Raw genomic sequence first — 17268 nt, 5'->3', positions numbered from 1 at the left:
CCCATGAGCACGAGATCCCGTCCGTCCCCGCGGTCCCTGGTCACCGCGGTCTGCGTCGCCGCACTGGCCGCCGCGGGCACCGTCGCCGCCGAGGCCGCACCCGCGCGGACCACCGCCTGCGCCGGCTACGTCGGGCTGACCTTCGACGACGGACCGTCCGGCAACACCCAGGCCCTGCTCGGCGCGCTGCGGCAGAACGGGCTGCGGGCCACCATGTTCAACCAGGGCCAGTACGCGGCCCAGAACCCGGCGCTGGTCCGGGCCCAGGTCGACGCCGGCATGTGGGTCGCCAACCACAGCTACACCCATCCGCACATGACCCAGCTGAGTCAGGCGCAGATGGACTCGGAGATCTCCCGGACACAGCAGGCCCTCGCGAACGCGGGCGGTGGCACGCCGAAGCTCTTCCGTCCGCCGTACGGCGAGACCAACGCCACCCTGCGGACGGTCGAGGCCAAGTACGGGCTGACCGAGGTGCTCTGGGACGTCGACACGCAGGACTGGAACAACGCCAGTACCGACGCCATCGTGCAGGCCGTCTCCCGGCTGGGCGACGGCCAGGTCGTCCTCATGCACGACTGGCCCGCCAACACGCTCGCGGCGATCCCGCGCATCGCGCAGACCCTGGCGGCCAAGGGCCTGTGCTCCGGCATGATCTCGCCGCAGACCGGGCGTGCCGTGGCCCCCGACGGCAGCGGCGGCGGTGGTGACGGCGGCGGTGGCGGAGGCGGCGGCTGCACCGCGACCTTGTCCGCCGGGCAGCGGTGGGGGGACCGGTACAACCTCGACGTCTCGGTGAGCGGCGCCAGTGACTGGACGGTGACGATGAACGTGCCGTCCCCGGCCCGGATCATGTCCACCTGGAACGTCAACGCCAGTTATCCCAGTGCCCAGGTGCTGACGGCCAAGTCCAACGGCAGCGGCAACAACTGGGGCGTCACCGTCCAGGCCAACGGCAACTGGACCTGGCCGACGGTCTCCTGCCGTACGGGCTGACCGGCGTCGTGCGCGGGCCGGGCCCGGGACACCGCTCCCGGGTCCGGCCTTTCAGGTGCCCGGCGCCGGGGAACGCGCCGCCACCCGCGCCAGATGGCCCTCGAACACCGCCCGTGCCTCGGGCGTCAGGGTGCGCAGCGCCACCAGGGCTGTGATGGCGACGTCGCACAGCTCCGCCTCCACGTCCTCCCAGGTGTGGCTGACACCCTTGCGCGGGTTCTGGCCGGTCGCGCCGATGACCGCCTCGGCGACCTCGCCGACCTCCTCGGACAGCTTCAGCATGCGCAGCAGCAGTCCCTCACGGCCACCGACCGGCTGGTCCGCCTCCAGCCCCGTCCAGAGGGCGTCGATCGTGGTCCACAGGTCGGCGGGGCCGGGGGACGGGTGTCCGGCGCGGGCGTCGTCGTCGCTCATGGCGGCAGCCTGCCACGGGTGGGACGGCGAGCGGTACGTCAGTCGAACAGGGGCTCCTGCTGTCCCTCCGCGGCCCTGCGCACCCGCCGGTTCCTCGCCCCGACGACCACCGTGGTGGCCGCCGCCGTCACCGCGAGGGCGGCCGGGACCATCCAGTTCCGGTTGACCGCGTGGCCGAGGAGGTGGTCGAGGGAGAAGCGGCCCGGGCCCGAGACCGCGAGGCCCGCGGCGGTCAGGCCGAGGGAGACCGCGTACTCGTAGCCGCCCGCCTGGGCGAAGAAGCCGTTCGGCGCGTGCACCGCCGCGGCGCCCGCCATCGCGCCGGCCGCCGCCGCACCGGCGGCCGGGGTGGCCAGGCCCAGCGCCAGCAGCGTGCCGCCGCCCGCCTCCGCGAGCCCCGCCGCGGTGGCGCTGGCCCGGCCGGGCGCGTAGCCCATGGCCTCCATGGCCTGGCCGGTCCCCTCGATGCCCCCGCCGCCGAACCAGCCGAGCAGCTTCTGGGCGCCGTGTGCGGCCAGGACGCCGCCGGTGCCCAGCCGGAGCAGCAGCAGCCCCACATCACGCCGGTCAACACAGTGCCGGTCACGTCGGTTCACGTCGACTCCCTCACGGACGGTGGCTCATCACCACTCACCACCGTCGCCCGCCGGCGCCGCGCGGACCCCTCACGGGCGCCGTTCGGGTGAAGGGGAGGGCGGCGGGGCGGCACTGTCCGGCGAGGCGCCACTGTCCGGCGGGGCGTCCAACGTCCGGCGGACCGTCCGTCGTCCGGTGGTGGGTGTCCGCCGTCCGGTGGCGGGCGGCCGTGGGCGGTGTGACGCTGCCGGCATGACGATTCAGACCACGCGACTGAGCGACCCGGCCGTCCGCGCCTTCGTCGCCGCCGTCAACGCCCACGACCGTGACGCCTTCCTCGCGACGCTCGCGCCGGACGCCACCATGGCCGACGACGGGTCCGACCGGGACCTCGCCCAATGGATCGACCAGGAGATCTTCTCCTCCAACGGGCACATGGAGGTCGACCGGGAGTCGGACGGCGGCCGTTCCCTCATCGCCCGCTACCGCAACGACGCCTGGGGCGAGATGCGTACGCGGTGGAGCTTCACGGTGGACGACGACGGGCGGATCGCGCGCTTCGAGACCGGGCAGGCGTAGCCCGGCGGGCGCAAGGCGCGGCAGCCGTGCCGGCCACCGGCGCGCTCCCGCGGTCCCACGCGGGATCCACCCCCGGCCGGTGCGGCGGCACGGCTGCCGCCTCCCCCCTCGGTATGGCTCGTCGAGCTTCCTGGAAGGATCACCTTCCGTCTGTGAAGCTCCGGTGAAGGAGAGTTGAGCATAAGTCCATCACCGGCCGCAATACTGCGGACTTGGTTATTCCGAATGTGTGGATCGCGTTTCCGGCTCAGCCGCGGCCCACGTACGGCATGGCCGTCGCCATGACCGTCGCGAACTGCACGTTCGCCTCCAGCGGCAACTCGGCCATGTGCCGCACCGTGCGCGCCACGTCGGCGACGTCCATCACGGGCTCGGGTGCCGTCTCCCCGTTGGCCTGGAGCGCGCCGGTCTGCATCCCCGCCGTCATGTCGGTCGCCGCGTTGCCGATGTCGATCTGGCCGACCGCGATGCCGTAGGGCCTGCCGTCCAGCGACAGCGACTTGGTCAGGCCGGTCAGCGCGTGCTTGGTCGCCGTGTACGCCACCGAGTGCGGGCGCGGGGTGTGTGCCGAGATCGAGCCGTTGTTGATGATCCGGCCGCCCCGCGGGTCCTGCTCCTTCATCTGCCGGTACGCCGCCTGCGCGCACAGGAAGGCGCCGTTGAGGTTGGTGTCCACCACGTGCCGCCACGCCTCGTAGGGCAGCTCCTCGACCGGCACCCCGCCCGGACCGAACGTCCCGGCGTTGTTGAACAGCAGGTCCAGCCGTCCGAAGCGGTCGCGCACGGCGGCGAACAGGGCGGTCACGTCCTCGGGGCGTGACACGTCGGCGCGGACCGGCAGCGCGGCGGCGCCCGCGGGGGCCGACGCCGCCGTCTCCTCCAGCTTCTCGGGGCGCCGGCCGGCCAGGGCGACCGACCAGCCGGCCGCGAGCAGTTCCACGGCGACCGCCCGGCCGATGCCGGAGCCGGCCCCTGTGACGAGGGCGACCTTCTGCGCGCCGGTGTTCTCCCCGGCGGCGGTTCTCACGGTGTTCATGGGTCGGCAGCGTACGCGTGGCCGAACATGCGGAACTCATGCGTCCGACATGGGGACGTCATGTCCGCGCCAAGCCGGTGTCGTCCCCGGCCATTCGAATGCCCCCTGCAACCACCGCAAGGGGAGGAACGGATGACACCCGCGAACCACCAGGGCCGGACCCGGCCCGGGACCACGCCCTCGCACGCGCCCGAACTCCGCGCCGCCGCCCGGCACCTGGGCCGCCGTCGCTTCCTGACCGTCACCGGCGCCGCCGCCGCGCTCGCCTTCTCCGTGAACCTGCCGTCCGCCGGCACCGCGAGCGCCGCCGAACTCGACGCGGCGCGGCTCACCGACGACCCCTTCACCCTCGGCGTCGCCTCCGGCGACCCGCAGCCGGAGTCCGTCCTGCTGTGGACGCGCCTGGCCCCCGTCCCGTTCCAGGCCGACGGCGGACTGCCCGCCGAACGCGTCGACGTGTCCTGGGAGTTGGCCCTCGACGAACGCTTCCGCCGCGTCGTCAGACGGGGCCGGGCCACCGCGCACCCCGAGTTCCACCACACCGTCCACGTCGAGGTCGACCACCTCGCGCCCGGCCACGTCTACCACTACCGCTTCCGCGCGGGCCGGTACGTCAGCCCGGCCGGACGCACCCGGACCGCGCCCGCCCGACGGAGCCGGGTCCACGACCTCACCTTCGGCCTGGTCTCCTGCCAGCGCTACGACCAGGGCTACTACACCGCCTACAAGCACCTGGCGCAGGAGGACGTGGACGTCGTCTTCCACCTCGGCGACTACCTCTACGAGTACGCCGTGAACTCCTCCGGCGGCTCCCGCGCCTACCCCGCGGGCACCCTGCCGGACCTCTTCGACCGCGAGACGGTGACATTGGAGGACTACCGCCTGCGGTACGCCCTCTACAAGTCGGACCCCGACCTCAGGGCCGCGCACGCCGCGCACCCGTTCGTCGTCACCTGGGACGACCACGAGACCGAGAACAACTACGCCGGCGAGACGCCCGAGAACAGCGTCCCGCCGGAGGAGTTCCTGATCCGCCGGGCCGCCGCCTACCGGGCGTACTGGGAGAACATGCCGCTGCGCCGGCCTCAGCTGCCCGACGGCCCGGACCTCAAGCTCTACCGCCGCCTCCACTGGGGCCGGCTCGCCCAGTTCGACGTGCTCGACACCCGCCAGTACCGCTCCGACCAGGCCTACGGCGACGGCTGGCAGTTCCCCGGCCCCGCGTCCGAGGACCCGAGCCGCACCCTGACCGGCGACGCCCAGGAACGCTGGCTGATCAACGGCTGGCACCGGTCGGACGCCCTGTGGAACGTGGTGCCCCAGCAGGTCACCTTCTCCCGGCGCTTCAACTCGACCAGCACCCCGTCCAAGGTCTCCATGGACTCCTGGGACGGCTACCCCGCCTCCCGCGAACGGGTCCTGGCCGGCGCGCAGGCCGCCGGGATCGAGAACCTCATGGTCCTCACCGGCGACGTGCACGTCTCCTACGGCTTCGACATCAAGCGCGATTTCGACGACCCGGACTCCCGCACCGTGGGCACCGAGATCGTCACCACCTCGGTCACCAGCGGCCGCGACGGCTCGGAGAAGCCGTCCAACTGGGACACCCTGATGACCGCCAACCCGCACCTGAGGTTCTTCAACGGGCTGCGCGGCTACACCACGGTGTCCCTGGGCCGCGAGGCGGCGCGCGCCGACTTCAGGACGGTCTCCCACGTCACCACCGAGGGCGCGCCGCTCACGACCGCCGCGTCCTTCGTGACGGAGGCGGGCGACCCGGGCCTCAAGCCGGCGTGACCGCGGGCTCCTCGCCGGGGTAGCGGACGCCGACGCGTTCCCGGATCGCGTCGAGCGTCCGCATCACGGCCAGCGTGCCGTCCAGCGGCACCAGCGGGGACTCGGTCTCACCGGCGCGCAGGGCGCGCATCACCTCCCGCGCCTCGTGCTTGAGGCTGGCGCGGGGCCCGTCGGCCGGGTCGGCCCGGAACTCCTCGGGCTCCTTGCCGTCGCGGTGCAGCACGAAGTGGTCCGGGAAGAAGAAGCCGTACGGCACGTCGATGCGCCCGCCGGACCCGGTGACCGAGGCGGAGTTGGGCGTGCCGCCGGTGATGGAGCAGTGCACCGAGGCGAGCGCGCCGCCGTCGTAGGAGAGCAGCGCGCCCGTCTGGAGGTCGACGCCCTCGTCGGAGAGGACCGCCCGCGCCGCGATGTCCGAGGGCTCGCCGAGCAGCAACTGCGTGAAGGACACCGGGTACACGCCCAGGTCCAGGAGGGCGCCGCCGCCCTGCGCGGGGTCGCGCAGCCGGTGCGCGGGCGGGAAGGGACCCGCCAGCCCGAAGTCCGCCTGGACGCTGCGCACCTCGCCGATCGCGCCGTCGTCGACCAGCGCCTTGAGGCGCCGCACCAGCGGGTTGCAGTACATCCACATCGCTTCCATCAGGAAGCGGCCGCCCGCGCGGGCCAGCCCGACCAGTTCCTCCGCCTCGCGCACGTTCAGCGTGAACGGCTTCTCGCACAGCACGTTGCGGCCCGCCTCCAGGCACAGGCCGGCGGCCGCCCGGTGCGCGGAGTGCGGGGTGGCGACGTACACCACGTCCAGGTCCTCGTCCCGGGCGAGGCTCTCCCAGTCGCCGTACGCCCGCGCTATCCCGAACCGTTCCGCGAACGCCTTCGCCGACGCCTCGGTCCGCGAGGCCACCGCCACGACCTCCGCGTCCGGCAGATCGACCAGATCCGCCGTGAACGTCGCCGCCATCCCGCCGGTCGCCAGAATCCCCCAGCGCACCTTCTGCCCGGTCACCGCTGACACCCTGCCCCACCCTCGCTCAGGTTGTTCGAGTCTGTTCGTTCGTTCAAGTCCGTACGAGCTGAGAGCATAGGTGCCGGATCCGTAGAACAGGGAGGGGCACATGCCCGAGCGCGGGCCGTCCGTACCGCACACCACGCCGCAACCGACCACCACCCCGCCACCGCCCGCGCCGGCCGCGCGGCACGACCGCGGCGCCCGCCGCGCCGGACTGCTCGTCACGCTCATCCTCGGCGGGCTGACCGCGACGCCGCCGCTGGCGATGGACATGTACCTCCCCGCGCTCCCGGAGGTCACCCGGTCGCTGAGCGCGCCCGCCGCCACCGTGCAGCTCACGCTGACCGCCTGCCTGGCCGGCATGGCGCTCGGGCAGCTCGTCGTCGGCCCGATGAGCGACCGGTGGGGCCGTCGGCGTCCGCTGCTGAGCGGGCTCGCCGTGTACGTCGTCGCCACCGCCCTGTGCGCGCTCGCGCCCACCGTGGAACTGCTCGTCGCCTTCCGGCTCGCGCAGGGACTCGCGGGGGCCGCGGCCATCGTCATAGCCCGGGCGGTCGTGCGCGACCTCTACGACGGGGTGGCCATGGCCCGCTTCTTCTCCACCCTCATGCTGATCTCCGGCGTCGCACCCGTCGTCGCGCCGCTCATCGGCGGGCAGATCCTGCGGGTGACGGACTGGCGGGGCGTCTTCGTCGTGCTGACGGTGGTCGGGGCGGCCCTGGGCGCGGTCGTCTGGGCCAAGCTGCCCGAGACCCTGCCGGAGGAGGAGCGCCACGGGGGCGGTGTCGGCGACACGCTGCGCGCCATGCGGGGGCTGCTCGCCGACCGCGCCTTCACCGGGTACATGCTCGCGGGCGGCTTCGCCTTCGCCTCGCTCTTCGCCATCTCGGCGTCGCCGTTCGTCATCCAGGAGATCTACGGCGCCTCGCCGCAGACGTTCAGCCTGCTGTTCGGACTCAACTCGGTCGGACTGGTCGTCGTCGGGCAGATCAACGGGAAGGTGCTGGTGGGGCGGGTGCGGCTGGACCGGGTGCTGCTCCTCGGCCTGCTGATCGTCATCGCCGCCGCGACCGCCCTGCTGCTGATGGCCCTCGGGGTCTTCGGCGAGGTCGGGCTGGTGCCGGTGGCCGCCGCGCTGTTCGTGCTCATGTCGGCGATGGGCATCAGCCTGCCCAACACGCAGGCCCTCGCGCTGATGCGGGTGAAGCGGTCGGCCGGCTCCGCCTCGGCGCTGCTGGGCACGTCCTCCTTCCTGATCGGGGCCGTCGCCTCGCCGCTGGTCGGGATCGCGGGGGAGGACACCGCGCTGCCGATGGCCGTGGTGCAGCTCGTCGCGGCGGTGATCGCGCTCGCCTTCTTCGCGGGGATGTGCCGTCGTCCTTCCCCGGGGGAGGAGAGCTGAGCACCCCGAGACTGCGCAGCGACACCCCGGAGCGGGCCGGGCTCGACCCCGAGCAGCTGCGCCGGGTCGTCGAGGAGGTGCACGGCCTCACCGCCGGGGAGCGGCCCTGGGCGGCGGGGGCCGTCGTCGCCGTCGGACGCGGGCCGGTGCTCGCCGTGGAGGAGGCGGCGGGCTGGGCCGTGCGCTACTCGGGCTACGACGCGCGCGCCGACGCGGGCGTGGAACTGCCCGAGCGCTCCCGGGTGCCGATGAGTATCGGCACGCCCTTCGACCTCGCGTCCCTGACGAAGGTGTTCACGGCGGTCGCCGCCGTCCAGCAGATCGAGCGGGGCACGCTCGGCATCGACGCGGAGGTCGGGGCGTACCTGCCGGACTTCCGGGCCGCGGCGGCGCACGGCGTCACGGTGCGGCAGCTGCTGACGCACACCTCCGGGCTGCGGCCCGAACTGCCGCTGTACGACTGCCGCGACGACGAGGAGCGGCTGCGGCGGCTGCGGGCGGAGCCGCCGGTGGGGGTGCCGGGGACGTACTGCTACTCGGACCTGAACATGCTGCTCCTCCAGCAGGTCCTGGAACGCATCACCGGCCGCACGCTCGACGTCCTCGTCCACGACGGGATCACCCGGCCGCTGGGCATGACGGCCACGCACTTCGGGCCGTGCCCGGGGGCGGCGGCCACGGAGGACCAGCGGCGGCCCTGGGCCAAGGCGGACCGGGGGATGCTGCGCGGGGTCGTGCACGACGAGAACGCGTGGGCGCTGGGCGGGGTGGCCGGTCACGCCGGGCTGTTCTCCACGGCACGGGACCTGGCGGTGTTCTGCCGGGCGCTGCTGGCGGGGGGCTCGTACGGGCCGGCGCGCATCCTCGGGCCGGACTTCGTGGAGCTGCTGCTGGCCGAGCCGGGGCTGGGCTTCGCCCTCGACCAGCCGTGGTTCATGGGGGAGCTGGCGGGACGGGGGGCGGCCGGGCACACCGGGTTCACCGGCACGATGCTGGTCCTCGACCGGGCCACGGACACGTTCGCGGTCCTGCTCGCCAACACGGTCCACCCCCGCCGCCGCCCACCGGACAGCGCCCCGCGGGCGGCGCTGGGGACGCGGGTGGCACGGGCGGTGCGGGGCATCTGACCCGGCCCCCCCCGGCCACCGCCCGGTCCGGGGCCGTCCCGCCCTCCGCCTAGAATGCGCCGAGTGAACGACCCCGCCGAAACCCTGCGTGCCGCCCTCGCCGAGCTGGTCGACGGGCTCCCGCCCCGCCAGGCCGCGCAGGCCGTGGAGCGGTTGATCGCCAACTACCGCGGGGACACCCCGACCGACGCCCCGATCCTGCGCGACCGCGCGGACGTCGTCGCCTACGCCGCCTACCGCATGCCCGCCACCTTCGCCGCCGTACGCTCCGCGCTCGCCGCGTTCGCGGACGCCGTGCCCGGCTGGGTGCCCGGCGGTCACGTCGACGTGGGCGGCGGGACCGGCGCCGCCACCTGGGCCGTGGGCGCCACCTGGCCCGGCGAGCGCCCGGTGACCGTGCTCGACTGGGCCGAGCCCGCGCTCGCCCTCGGCCGGGAGATCGCCGGTGCCCTCCCCGCCCTGCGCGAGGCCCGATGGCGTCGCGCCCGCATCGGGGCGGGGCTCACCGTCGAGGAGACCGACCTCGTCACCGTCTCGTACGTGCTCAACGAGCTGACCGCCGCCGACCGCGCCGCCCTCGTCGACGGCGCCGCCTCGGCCGCGCGGGCCGTCGTGATCGTGGAAGCCGGTACACCGGACGGGTACGCCCGGGTCATCGAGGCCCGTGACCGGCTCGTCGCCGCCGGATTCCGGGTGGCCGCCCCCTGCCCGCACAGCGCCGCCTGCCCCATCGTCCCCGGCACGGACTGGTGCCACTTCGCGGCGCGGGTCAGCCGCTCCTCGCTGCACCGCCAGGTCAAGGGCGGCTCCCTCGCCTACGAGGACGAGAAGTTCAGCTACGTCGCCGCCACCCGGCTGCCCGCCGAACCCGCCGGCTCCCGGGTGATCAGGCGCCCGCAGATCCGCAAGGGACAGGTCCTGCTCGACCTGTGCGAGCCCGACGAGCGACTGCGCCGCCGGACGGTCACCAAGCGCCACGGCGACCTGTACAAGGCCGCCCGCGACGCGGACTGGGGCGATGCCTGGCCGCCGGAGGCCGACCGGCCCGCGTCGTAGGGGCCGGCGGCCCGGCGTCGGGACGCCGGCCGCGGACGGGGCCCCAGCAGACCCCGCCGTCCGCGCCCTCGTTCGGCGAGACGTACCGTCTTGTCAACCTGGTAAATTCGAGCCATGGCCGCCCAGAAACCCGCCCCCGCCCCGTCCGACAAGCCGCACCCCGACGTCAGCCGCCGCAGTCAGCGGTCCCGCCGCGCCATCTACGACGCCGCCCTCGCCCTCGTCGGCGAGGTCGGCTACCCGAAGACCACCATCGAGGGCATCGCCGCCCGCGCCGGCGTCGGCAAGCAGACGATCTACCGCTGGTGGACCTCCAAGGCGGACGTCCTGCTGGAGGCGTTCCTCGACCTCGGCGAGCAGGCCACGCAGGCCGCCGGTGAGGCGCACGCCGGCGGCATCCCCGACACCGGGGACCTCGCCGCCGACCTCAAGGCCGTGCTGCGCGCCACCGTCGACGAACTGCGCGACCCGAAGTTCGAGGCCCCGTCCCGCGCCCTGGCCGCGGAGGGTGTCGTCGACGAGAAGCTCGGCCGGGAGTTCGTCACCAAGCTCCTGGAGCCGTCGCTCCGGCTCTACGTCGACCGGCTGCGCTCCGCCCAGGAGGCCGGCGACATCCGGCCGGAGGTCGACCCGCGGATCGCGCTGGAGCTCTTCGTCTCCCCGCTCGCCCAGCGCTGGCTCCAGTACACGGGCCCGATCTCCTACGAGTACACCGACACGCTCGTCGACTACGCCCTGCACGGACTCGCCCCGCGCTGATCGAAAAGTTCCGGCCAATCCGGCCTGACCAGGGAAGTTTGTCCCTTCCCGACCCCGAAGCGCGGAATGGTGCGACCATAGGGCATGCTGGTGCGCACGACGGCGAGGCGAGGAGATTGATGAGCGCGGAGTTCGGCGGTCGGAGTGGTCTGCAGGGCAAACTCTCCTCGTGGCTGCGCGGACGCCGCCCCAAGGAGGCCGCCGGTGACGGTGGCCGGGAGGATCTGCTGCTCGCCGCCGCCGGCGCGGGACTGCCGCTCGCCCCCGCCGCGCACCCGGCCGGATACCGCTGCTCCTGCGAGCGCGTCGGCTGCCCCACCCCCGCCCGGCACCCGGTGTCGTTCGCCTGGCAGACGCAGTCCACCACCGACCGCGCCCAGATCGAGCGCTGGGCCCGCCACCAGCCCGAGGCCAACTTCATCACCGCCACCGGCATGGTGCACGACGTCCTGGACGTGCCGTTGGAGGCCGGTCGTGAGGCGCTGCGGAGGCTGCTCGACGCCGGGATCGAGGTCGGTCCGGTCGCCGAGAGCGACGACGGCCGCATGCTGCTGTTCACCCTCACCCGCGGCACCCCCGAGGACGAGGACGAGTGGTGGCCCTGTGAGCTGGACTGCCACCCCGAGACCATGGACGAGCACCCCGGACTGCGCTGGCACTGCCGCGGTTCCTACGTGCTGGTGCCGCCGGCCCGGCTGCCGGGCGAGGACCGGACCGTGCACTGGGTGCGCGGCCCCGAGCACCCGCTGCCGGACCCGCTGACCCTGCTGGAGACCCTCACCGACGCCTGCGCCCGGCACGCCGGCGAGGAGAGCGACCACGCGGGCGCCGCCTGGCCCCTGCGCCGCTGACTCCCGCGGCCGGCCCCGCCGGGGCTACTCGCCCTTCGCCGACGTCATGCCCTGGACCCGCCCCAGGATCGACACCGGTCCGTCCGCCGGGTCGAGCGCCAGCTCGTTGGAGACGAACTCCATCGTCAGCGACTGCTTGATCTCGCCGTCCGTCAGCGCCAGCACGTCCTTGTTCGGCGTCGGCACCGACGCCCCCCGCGCCGCCGTCTGCTTCTCGTAGTGGCGCGTGGTGAAGAAGACCGCCGCCCCGCCGTCCTGTGTGCGCAGCGCGAGCGGCGCGTAGTCGCCGCCGGTCAGCGGCTCGTCTATGTACTGCGTGACCAGGCCGGGGCGGATCGCCCGCTTCTCCCGCAACTGCCGCCAGGAGCTGGTGTGGACGCCGTCCGCGAAGGCGTCACCACCGTTCTTCAGGTAGGTGGTGTAGCCCTTGCTGAGGTCACCGGGCGGCACGGCGACGTCGGTGGAGTTCGCGGGGACGGCCTCCGCCCAGCCGTCCGCGTCGGTCTTGAACCGCGGCACCTTGTCCGGGGCGACCAGCGTCAGGTACGCCGCCTGCCAGGTCTCCTCCTGGCCGTGCCGGGTGAACACCAGCAACCAGCGTGCCTCACCGCCCTTGTTGGCCTTGGCGTCCGCGACGAACCAGCGCGGCCAGCCCGCCTTCTTCGGGATCGTGTACCTGGCGTCCGTCAGTTCCAGCGGGGCGTGTGACGGATTGCCGTCCGGGTGGTTGGTCCGGCCCGCCTTCAGCCGTGCCGAGTCGATCGCGGCGAGGGCGCCGGTGGTGTGCTCGGCGTCCAGGGAGGCGTCGTACGCCTTGTCGGCCGCGTTGTACGCGGAGGTGAACCCCTGCAGCGCCTTCGCGGCCTCGGCCCGGGTGGCCGACGGGAGCACCTCGCGCTCGCCGTGCACCACCACGCATCCGCTCGCCGTCAACGACAGGGCGGTCGCCGAGGCGGCCACGAGCGCGTGCTTGCCGAGTCTGCGGGGCCTACGAGGGCCGCGATCCCTGCTCATCAGGTTTCTTCACCTTCCCCTTCCCGGAGGCGAACCCTACCGGGGCGAGGTGGCCCCCGGACGCCGGGACCGGGTACCGCGGCCCGCCCGTGACCTCGCCTCAGGCGTCGCGGCGCGGCAGGACCAGCGGGGCGCCGGTGCGCGGGTGCGCCAGCACCTCCACCGGCTGGTCGTAGACGTCGGAGAGCAGTTCCTCGGAGAAGACCCGCGCCGGCGGCCCGTCGGCCGCGATCCGCCCGGCCCGCAACACCGCGACCCGGTCCGCGTACGCCGCCGCCAGCGCCAGGTCGTGCAGGACGACGACCACCGCGTCCCCGGCCCGCGCCCGCTCCCGGCACAGCCGCAGCACCAGCTCCTGGTGCCGCAGGTCCAGGGCGGCCGTCGGCTCGTCCAGCAGGAGCAGCGGGGCGCGTTGGGCGAGGACGCGGGCCAGCGCCACCCGGGCGCGCTCGCCGCCGCTGAGCGCGGAGAACGGACGCCCGGCGAATCCGGTCACCTCGGTGCGGGCCATCGCCTCGGCCACGGCCGTGTCGTCCTCGTCCTCCCGCTCGCCGCCCGCCCAGGGCGCCCGCCCCATCCGGACCACCTCCTCCACCGGGAACGGGAAGGACAGCGACGCCGACTGGGGCAGCACGGCCCGGCGCAGGGCGAGTTCGGGCGCCGTCCAGTCCGCCACCGGGCGGCCGTGGACGCGCACCACCCCCTCGGCGGCCGGGACATCGGCGGCCAAGGCACCCAACAGGGTCGACTTCCCTGCCCCGTTGGGGCCCACCAGGGCCAGCACCTCACCCGCGCGGACGGCGACGTCCACGCCGTCCAGCACCGGCCGCCCGCCGAGGTGGACGCGTACGCCCTCCGCGTCGGCGAGGACGTCGCCCGGCGAGGCCGCGGGCGGCGGCGCCGGCCGGGACGGGACCAGGCGCAGCAGCCCCCTGGCCCGCGCCGTCCCCGTGCCCTTCGTGCCCTTCGTGCCCAGGCTGTCTCTCATGCCCAACCCCCTTGCCTGCGCCGGGTGCGGCGCAGCAGCCAGAAGAAGAACGGGCTGCCCAGCAGCGCCGTCAGCACCCCGAGCGGCAGTTCGGCGGGCTCGGCGACCGTGCGGGCCGCCAGGTCGGCGGCGAGCAGGACCAGCGCGCCGAGCAGCGCGCTGCCCGGGATCAGGAACCGGTGCCCCGGACCGGCGGCCATCCGCAGCAGGTGCGGGACGACCAGGCCGACGAAGCCGATGACCCCCGCCACGCTCACCGCCGCCGCGGTCAGCAGCGCGATCACCAGGACCAGCACGATCCGCAGCCGCTCCACGTCCACGCCCAGGTGCCGGGCCGGGCGTTCACCGAGGGCCAGGAGGTCGAGGCGGCGGGCGTACAGCGGGGCGACACCGAGCCCGAGCGCGGCGCACGGCAGCACCGCCAGCACCTTCGGCCAGGTCGCCTGGGCCAGCGAACCCAGCTGCCAGAAGGTGATCTGGTTGACCGCCGCCGTGTCCGCGAAGAACAGGAACAGCCCGATCAGCGCGCCCGCGAAGGCGTTCACCGCGATACCGGTCAGGATCAGCGTCACGACCTCCGTACGGCCGCCCGAGCGGGACATCGCGTACACCACCAGCACGGTGATCAGCCCGGAGACGAAGGCGAAGACGGACACCGTCCAGGTACCGAGGAAGTTCAGGCCGAACGCGATGGCGGCGACCGCGCCGACCGCCGCGCCCGACGAGACGCCGATGACCCCGGGCTCGGCGAGCGGATTGCCGAACACGCCCTGCATCAGGGCGCCCGCGCAGCCCAGCGAGGCGCCGACGAGCAGCGCCAGCACGATCCTCGGGAACCGCACGTTCCACAGCACCGACTCCGCCACCCGGTCCAGCTCCGTGCCGCCGAGACCGGTCCGGTGCACCACCGAGCCCAGCACGTCGCCGACCGGGATCGGATAGGCGCCGGTGCCGGCCGCCACCGGGATCAGCACCAGGAGGCCGGCGGTCAGGGCTCCGGTCAGCAGCCAGGCGGTGGAACGCCGGGCGCGGGGCGGGGGCGGCCCGGCGGGAGCCTCGGGGCGGACCGGCTTGTCCAGTACGGTCATCGGGCGTCGCCCCCGCCGTACAGCTGGGTCACGACCGACTTCAGCACCTGGTCGGTGCGCGGGCCGTAGTTGAGGAGCACGCCGTCCTCGACGGAGACGATCCGGCGGTCCAGGCCGGCCGGGGTCTGGGCGACCCCGGGGATCTTCACCAGCCCGTCGACGCCGCCGACGGACTCCAGACCCTTGCTCATCACCAGGATCGCGTCGGGCGCGGCCTTCGCCAGCGCCTCGCTGGTGAGGGCGGTGAAGTCCTTCTCCAGGCCCGAGGCCGCCCCGGCGTCCACCGCGCCGGCCGCCTCGATCAGCGAGCCGGCACCGGAGTCCTCGCCGCCGATCAGGTAGACGGAGGCCGAGCCGCGCAGGTACAGGAAGGCGACCCGGGGCCGCTCCTGCCGCGGAACGTCCGCGCGCACGGCCGCGATCCGCTGCTCCGAACGCCGGGTCAGCTCCTCGCCGGCCGCCGGGACACCGAGCGCGCCGGCGACCGCCCGGATGCGCGTGCCCACGTCGTCCAGGCCCCGTGCCGCCTCGACGAACAGCACCGGGACGCCGGCGGCGCGGATCTGGTCCACGGCCTCCTCGGGGCCCGTGGTGGTCTCGGCGATCACCAGATCGGGTTTCAGGGACAGCACGCTCTCGGCGGAGACGTCGTGGCCCCGGGTGACCACGGGCAGCTTCGCCGCCTGCGCGAAGGTGGCGGTGACGTCGCGGGCGACGACGCGGTCGCCGAGCCCGAGGGTGAAGACGATCTCGCTGAGGCTGCCGGAGAGCGGGACGACCCGCTCGGCCCGCTCGACCTCCACCTGCTCGCCGTCGGCGGAGCGGACGGTGACGGGGAGATCAGGCACGGGTCTCTTCGCGAGCGGTTCCACCCGGTTCGCCACGGGTCGGGCCGAGGCGGTCCCCGAGTCGGCCCGGGCGCCGGACGACGGCTCGTCCGAGCCCTGGCATCCGGTCGCGGTGAGGGTGAGGGCGAGCACGGACAGCAGTGCTCCCGCCAGTCGGTTCCGCAAGCGTCGCACGGTCGTGTCCGTTCCTTTCCTCGGCCTCGGTGTCGGCCGGAGAAAGCTTAGGTTAGCCTTACCTTTGTTCGCTACCGGCCCCCCGATCCGGAGGACTTCGCATGCCCGCCCGTCCACGCGCCCTGGTCACCGTGTTGTGCGCGGCGGTCCTCGTGGTCCTGCTCCCCGCGTCCGCCGCACACGCCGAGAACCGGACCGTGCGGGGCGGACGGCTCGACTGGGGCATCAAGTCGTCGTTCCAGAGCTATGTCACCGGGCCCGTCGCCAAGGGCGGTTACTCGCTGACCGGGGGAGCGGCCACCGTCGGCGGCAGCACCTTCCGCTTCCACTCGGCGACCGGCACCTACGACGCCGAAACGGGCGCCTTCCGCGCCGCCTTCTCGGGCGGCGTGCGCTTCCTCGGCCACCGCACCGGCTCGGGCGCCCACCAGCTCGACCTCACCATCAGCCGTCCCACCGTGAGCGTCTCCGGCTCCACCGGCACGCTCTACGTGGACGTCGTCAGCAAGGCGAAGGACACCGGGGCGGTCACGACGTCCCGTCAGGTGCCCTTCGCCTCCCTCTCCCTGGGCGGGATCGACATGCGCGGCGGCGGCAGCGCCGTGGCCCTGAACAACCTGCCCGCCACCCTCACCGCCGAGGGCGCCCGGTCCTTCGCCGGGTACTACACCGCGGGCACCGCGCTCGACCCGGTGAGCCTGTCCACCGACGTGGACGCGGCGCCGCGGCAGCGGGAGCAGCCGTCCGCCGCACCGACGCCCGACACGTCGCCGAAGAGCGAGGGGAAGCCGGGCGGCACCGTCGAGGACGGCGCCGTCGACTGGGGGGTGCGCCGCACCTTCCGCGAGTACGTCACCGGCGACATCGCCGACGGCGAGTGGACCCTGACCGCCGGCGCCCAGGACGGCGGCGCCCTCTTCCGCTTCCCCGGCGGCGAGGGGACGTACGAGGACGGCGACCTCACCGCGGCCTTCGACGGCGCGGTGCGCTTCACCGGCGCGCACGGCCTCGACCTGAGCCTGAGCGGCGTACGGGCCGAGGTCCGGGACGGCGAGGGCACGCTCTACGCCGATGTGAGCAGCCCGGACCTGAAGGGCGAGAAGGTGCCCCTGGTCACCTTCGCCGCCGGCGAACTGAAGCCCGCCGACGGGCTGGTGAAGGTCACCGAGGCCCCCGCGAAGCTCACCGCGCGCGGCGCCGAGGCCTTCGGCGGCCTGTACCGGGCGGGCACCGTGATGGACCCGGTCTCCCTGGCCGTCGCCCTGACCGCCGACGCGACCCTGCCCGCCCTGCGCGACCTGGGCAGCGCCCCCACGGCGAGCGCGAGTCCGCAGCCGCGCGGGACCACCGGGCCCGAGGCTTCGGCCGAACCCGTCGCGAGCGCCGACGACGACGGCGGCTTCCCCGCACTCCCCGTCTTCCTGGCGGTCGGCGCCCTGCTGCCGGTGGCCGCGGCCCTGACGGCCGTCGCCGTCCGCAGGCGCCGCGCCCGGCCCGCCGCCTCCCCCTCGGACGCGGACCGGGGCTGACCCACGACACCGGCCGCCCACCGGCGGC

17 protein-coding genes are annotated in these 17268 nt (G+C 74.3%); 9 read left to right on the top strand and 8 right to left on the bottom strand.

Annotation, left to right across the window (positions count from 1 at the left end):
* The first annotated feature begins 3 nt into the window (after positions 1–3).
* Positions 4–996: a polysaccharide deacetylase family protein gene (locus ACFZP7_RS10975; protein WP_385634312.1), complete on the top strand. Its 993-nt coding sequence runs from the start codon at positions 4–6 to the stop codon at positions 994–996.
* Between the two features lie 51 nt (positions 997–1047).
* On the opposite strand, the gene ACFZP7_RS10970 is transcribed toward ACFZP7_RS10975, so the two are convergent.
* Positions 1048–1410, bottom strand: coding sequence for a MazG-like family protein (locus ACFZP7_RS10970; protein WP_019326204.1), 363 nt, complete (start codon positions 1408–1410; stop codon positions 1048–1050).
* 38 nt (positions 1411–1448) lie between these two features.
* Entirely contained in the window at positions 1449–2006 is a 558-nt protein-coding gene (locus ACFZP7_RS10965) for a DoxX family protein (protein WP_031020111.1), read from the bottom strand.
* A gap of 232 nt (positions 2007–2238) precedes the next feature.
* Between ACFZP7_RS10965 and ACFZP7_RS10960 the strand changes: the two genes are divergently transcribed.
* Positions 2239–2565 (top strand): nuclear transport factor 2 family protein, encoded by a 327-nt coding sequence (locus tag ACFZP7_RS10960; protein ID WP_031020109.1) that lies wholly within the window; start codon positions 2239–2241, stop codon positions 2563–2565.
* Between the two features lie 247 nt (positions 2566–2812).
* On the opposite strand, the gene ACFZP7_RS10955 is transcribed toward ACFZP7_RS10960, so the two are convergent.
* Entirely contained in the window at positions 2813–3601 is a 789-nt protein-coding gene (locus tag ACFZP7_RS10955; RefSeq protein ID WP_109203062.1) for an SDR family oxidoreductase, read from the bottom strand.
* Between the two features lie 132 nt (positions 3602–3733).
* On the opposite strand from ACFZP7_RS10955, the gene ACFZP7_RS10950 reads away from it, so the two are divergent.
* Positions 3734–5398: an alkaline phosphatase gene (locus ACFZP7_RS10950; protein WP_109203063.1), complete on the top strand. Its 1665-nt coding sequence runs from the start codon at positions 3734–3736 to the stop codon at positions 5396–5398.
* Here the strand turns inward: ACFZP7_RS10950 and ACFZP7_RS10945 are convergent.
* Positions 5385–6401: a Gfo/Idh/MocA family protein gene (locus ACFZP7_RS10945; protein WP_164290382.1), complete on the bottom strand. Its 1017-nt coding sequence runs from the start codon at positions 6399–6401 to the stop codon at positions 5385–5387. The two genes, ACFZP7_RS10950 and ACFZP7_RS10945, sit on opposite strands and share 14 nt — an antisense overlap.
* A gap of 109 nt (positions 6402–6510) precedes the next feature.
* On the opposite strand from ACFZP7_RS10945, the gene ACFZP7_RS10940 reads away from it, so the two are divergent.
* The 5 genes from ACFZP7_RS10940 to ACFZP7_RS10920 all read left to right on the top strand — a co-directional run bounded on the left by ACFZP7_RS10940 (position 6511) and on the right by ACFZP7_RS10920 (position 11599).
* Positions 6511–7806 (top strand): multidrug effflux MFS transporter, encoded by a 1296-nt coding sequence (locus tag ACFZP7_RS10940; RefSeq protein ID WP_385634311.1) that lies wholly within the window; start codon positions 6511–6513, stop codon positions 7804–7806.
* A complete protein-coding gene (locus ACFZP7_RS10935) occupies positions 7773–8933 on the top strand; it encodes a serine hydrolase domain-containing protein (protein WP_385634310.1) in 1161 nt (386 codons plus the stop codon). Before ACFZP7_RS10940 ends, ACFZP7_RS10935 begins: the two co-directional genes overlap by 34 nt.
* A gap of 63 nt (positions 8934–8996) precedes the next feature.
* On the top strand, positions 8997–9989 hold the full coding sequence (locus ACFZP7_RS10930) for a small ribosomal subunit Rsm22 family protein (RefSeq protein ID WP_127440488.1): 993 nt from the start codon (positions 8997–8999) through the stop codon (positions 9987–9989).
* A 114-nt stretch (positions 9990–10103) separates the two neighbouring features.
* Positions 10104–10748 carry a TetR/AcrR family transcriptional regulator gene (locus ACFZP7_RS10925; RefSeq protein ID WP_019326195.1) on the top strand — a complete coding sequence of 215 codons (645 nt, stop codon included), beginning with the start codon at positions 10104–10106 and terminating at the stop codon, positions 10746–10748.
* A 119-nt stretch (positions 10749–10867) separates the two neighbouring features.
* A complete protein-coding gene (locus tag ACFZP7_RS10920; protein ID WP_019326194.1) occupies positions 10868–11599 on the top strand; it encodes a bifunctional DNA primase/polymerase in 732 nt (243 codons plus the stop codon).
* A 24-nt stretch (positions 11600–11623) separates the two neighbouring features.
* On the opposite strand, the gene ACFZP7_RS10915 is transcribed toward ACFZP7_RS10920, so the two are convergent.
* From ACFZP7_RS10915 to ACFZP7_RS10900, 4 genes are all read right to left on the bottom strand, one after another.
* Complete coding sequence (locus ACFZP7_RS10915; protein ID WP_029393487.1) at positions 11624–12613, bottom strand: hypothetical protein; 990 nt, start codon at positions 12611–12613, stop codon at positions 11624–11626.
* A gap of 100 nt (positions 12614–12713) precedes the next feature.
* The gene (locus tag ACFZP7_RS10910; RefSeq protein ID WP_385634309.1) at positions 12714–13601 is read right to left on the bottom strand and encodes a heme ABC transporter ATP-binding protein; all 888 of its coding nucleotides are present in this window, start codon (positions 13599–13601) and stop codon (positions 12714–12716) included.
* Entirely contained in the window at positions 13598–14689 is a 1092-nt protein-coding gene (locus ACFZP7_RS10905; protein WP_385634308.1) for a FecCD family ABC transporter permease, read from the bottom strand. Before ACFZP7_RS10905 ends, ACFZP7_RS10910 begins: the two co-directional genes overlap by 4 nt.
* The gene (locus ACFZP7_RS10900; RefSeq protein WP_385634307.1) at positions 14686–15711 is read right to left on the bottom strand and encodes a hemin ABC transporter substrate-binding protein; all 1026 of its coding nucleotides are present in this window, start codon (positions 15709–15711) and stop codon (positions 14686–14688) included. The genes ACFZP7_RS10905 and ACFZP7_RS10900 overlap by 4 nt, the downstream gene beginning before the upstream one ends.
* 101 nt (positions 15712–15812) lie before the next feature.
* On the opposite strand from ACFZP7_RS10900, the gene ACFZP7_RS10895 reads away from it, so the two are divergent.
* Positions 15813–17240 carry an HtaA domain-containing protein gene (locus ACFZP7_RS10895; RefSeq protein WP_385634306.1) on the top strand — a complete coding sequence of 476 codons (1428 nt, stop codon included), beginning with the start codon at positions 15813–15815 and terminating at the stop codon, positions 17238–17240.
* Positions 17241–17268: the final 28 nt, after the last annotated feature.

The organism is Streptomyces sp. SudanB5_2050, from assembly GCF_964272335.1.
GTDB classification, from domain to species: Bacteria; Actinomycetota; Actinomycetes; order Streptomycetales; family Streptomycetaceae; genus Streptomyces; species Streptomyces rochei.
The sequence above is the reverse complement of the archived record's forward strand: the minus strand, read 5'-3'. Positions and strand labels throughout refer to the sequence as shown.

Coding starts and splice junctions, on each gene's coding strand:
- ACFZP7_RS10960 (WP_031020109.1), top strand. CDS start 2,239: ATGACGATTCAGACCACGCGACTGAGCGACCCGGCCGTCCGCGCCTTC.
- ACFZP7_RS10915 (WP_029393487.1), bottom strand. CDS start 12,613: ATGAGCAGGGATCGCGGCCCTCGTAGGCCCCGCAGACTCGGCAAGCAC.
- ACFZP7_RS10910 (WP_385634309.1), bottom strand. CDS start 13,601: ATGAGAGACAGCCTGGGCACGAAGGGCACGAAGGGCACGGGGACGGCG.
- ACFZP7_RS10940 (WP_385634311.1), top strand. CDS start 6,511: ATGCCCGAGCGCGGGCCGTCCGTACCGCACACCACGCCGCAACCGACC.
- ACFZP7_RS10975 (WP_385634312.1), top strand. CDS start 4: ATGAGCACGAGATCCCGTCCGTCCCCGCGGTCCCTGGTCACCGCGGTC.
- ACFZP7_RS10955 (WP_109203062.1), bottom strand. CDS start 3,601: ATGAACACCGTGAGAACCGCCGCCGGGGAGAACACCGGCGCGCAGAAG.
- ACFZP7_RS10950 (WP_109203063.1), top strand. CDS start 3,734: ATGACACCCGCGAACCACCAGGGCCGGACCCGGCCCGGGACCACGCCC.
- ACFZP7_RS10895 (WP_385634306.1), top strand. CDS start 15,813: ATGCCCGCCCGTCCACGCGCCCTGGTCACCGTGTTGTGCGCGGCGGTC.
- ACFZP7_RS10925 (WP_019326195.1), top strand. CDS start 10,104: ATGGCCGCCCAGAAACCCGCCCCCGCCCCGTCCGACAAGCCGCACCCC.
- ACFZP7_RS10905 (WP_385634308.1), bottom strand. CDS start 14,689: ATGACCGTACTGGACAAGCCGGTCCGCCCCGAGGCTCCCGCCGGGCCG.
- ACFZP7_RS10920 (WP_019326194.1), top strand. CDS start 10,868: ATGAGCGCGGAGTTCGGCGGTCGGAGTGGTCTGCAGGGCAAACTCTCC.
- ACFZP7_RS10970 (WP_019326204.1), bottom strand. CDS start 1,410: ATGAGCGACGACGACGCCCGCGCCGGACACCCGTCCCCCGGCCCCGCC.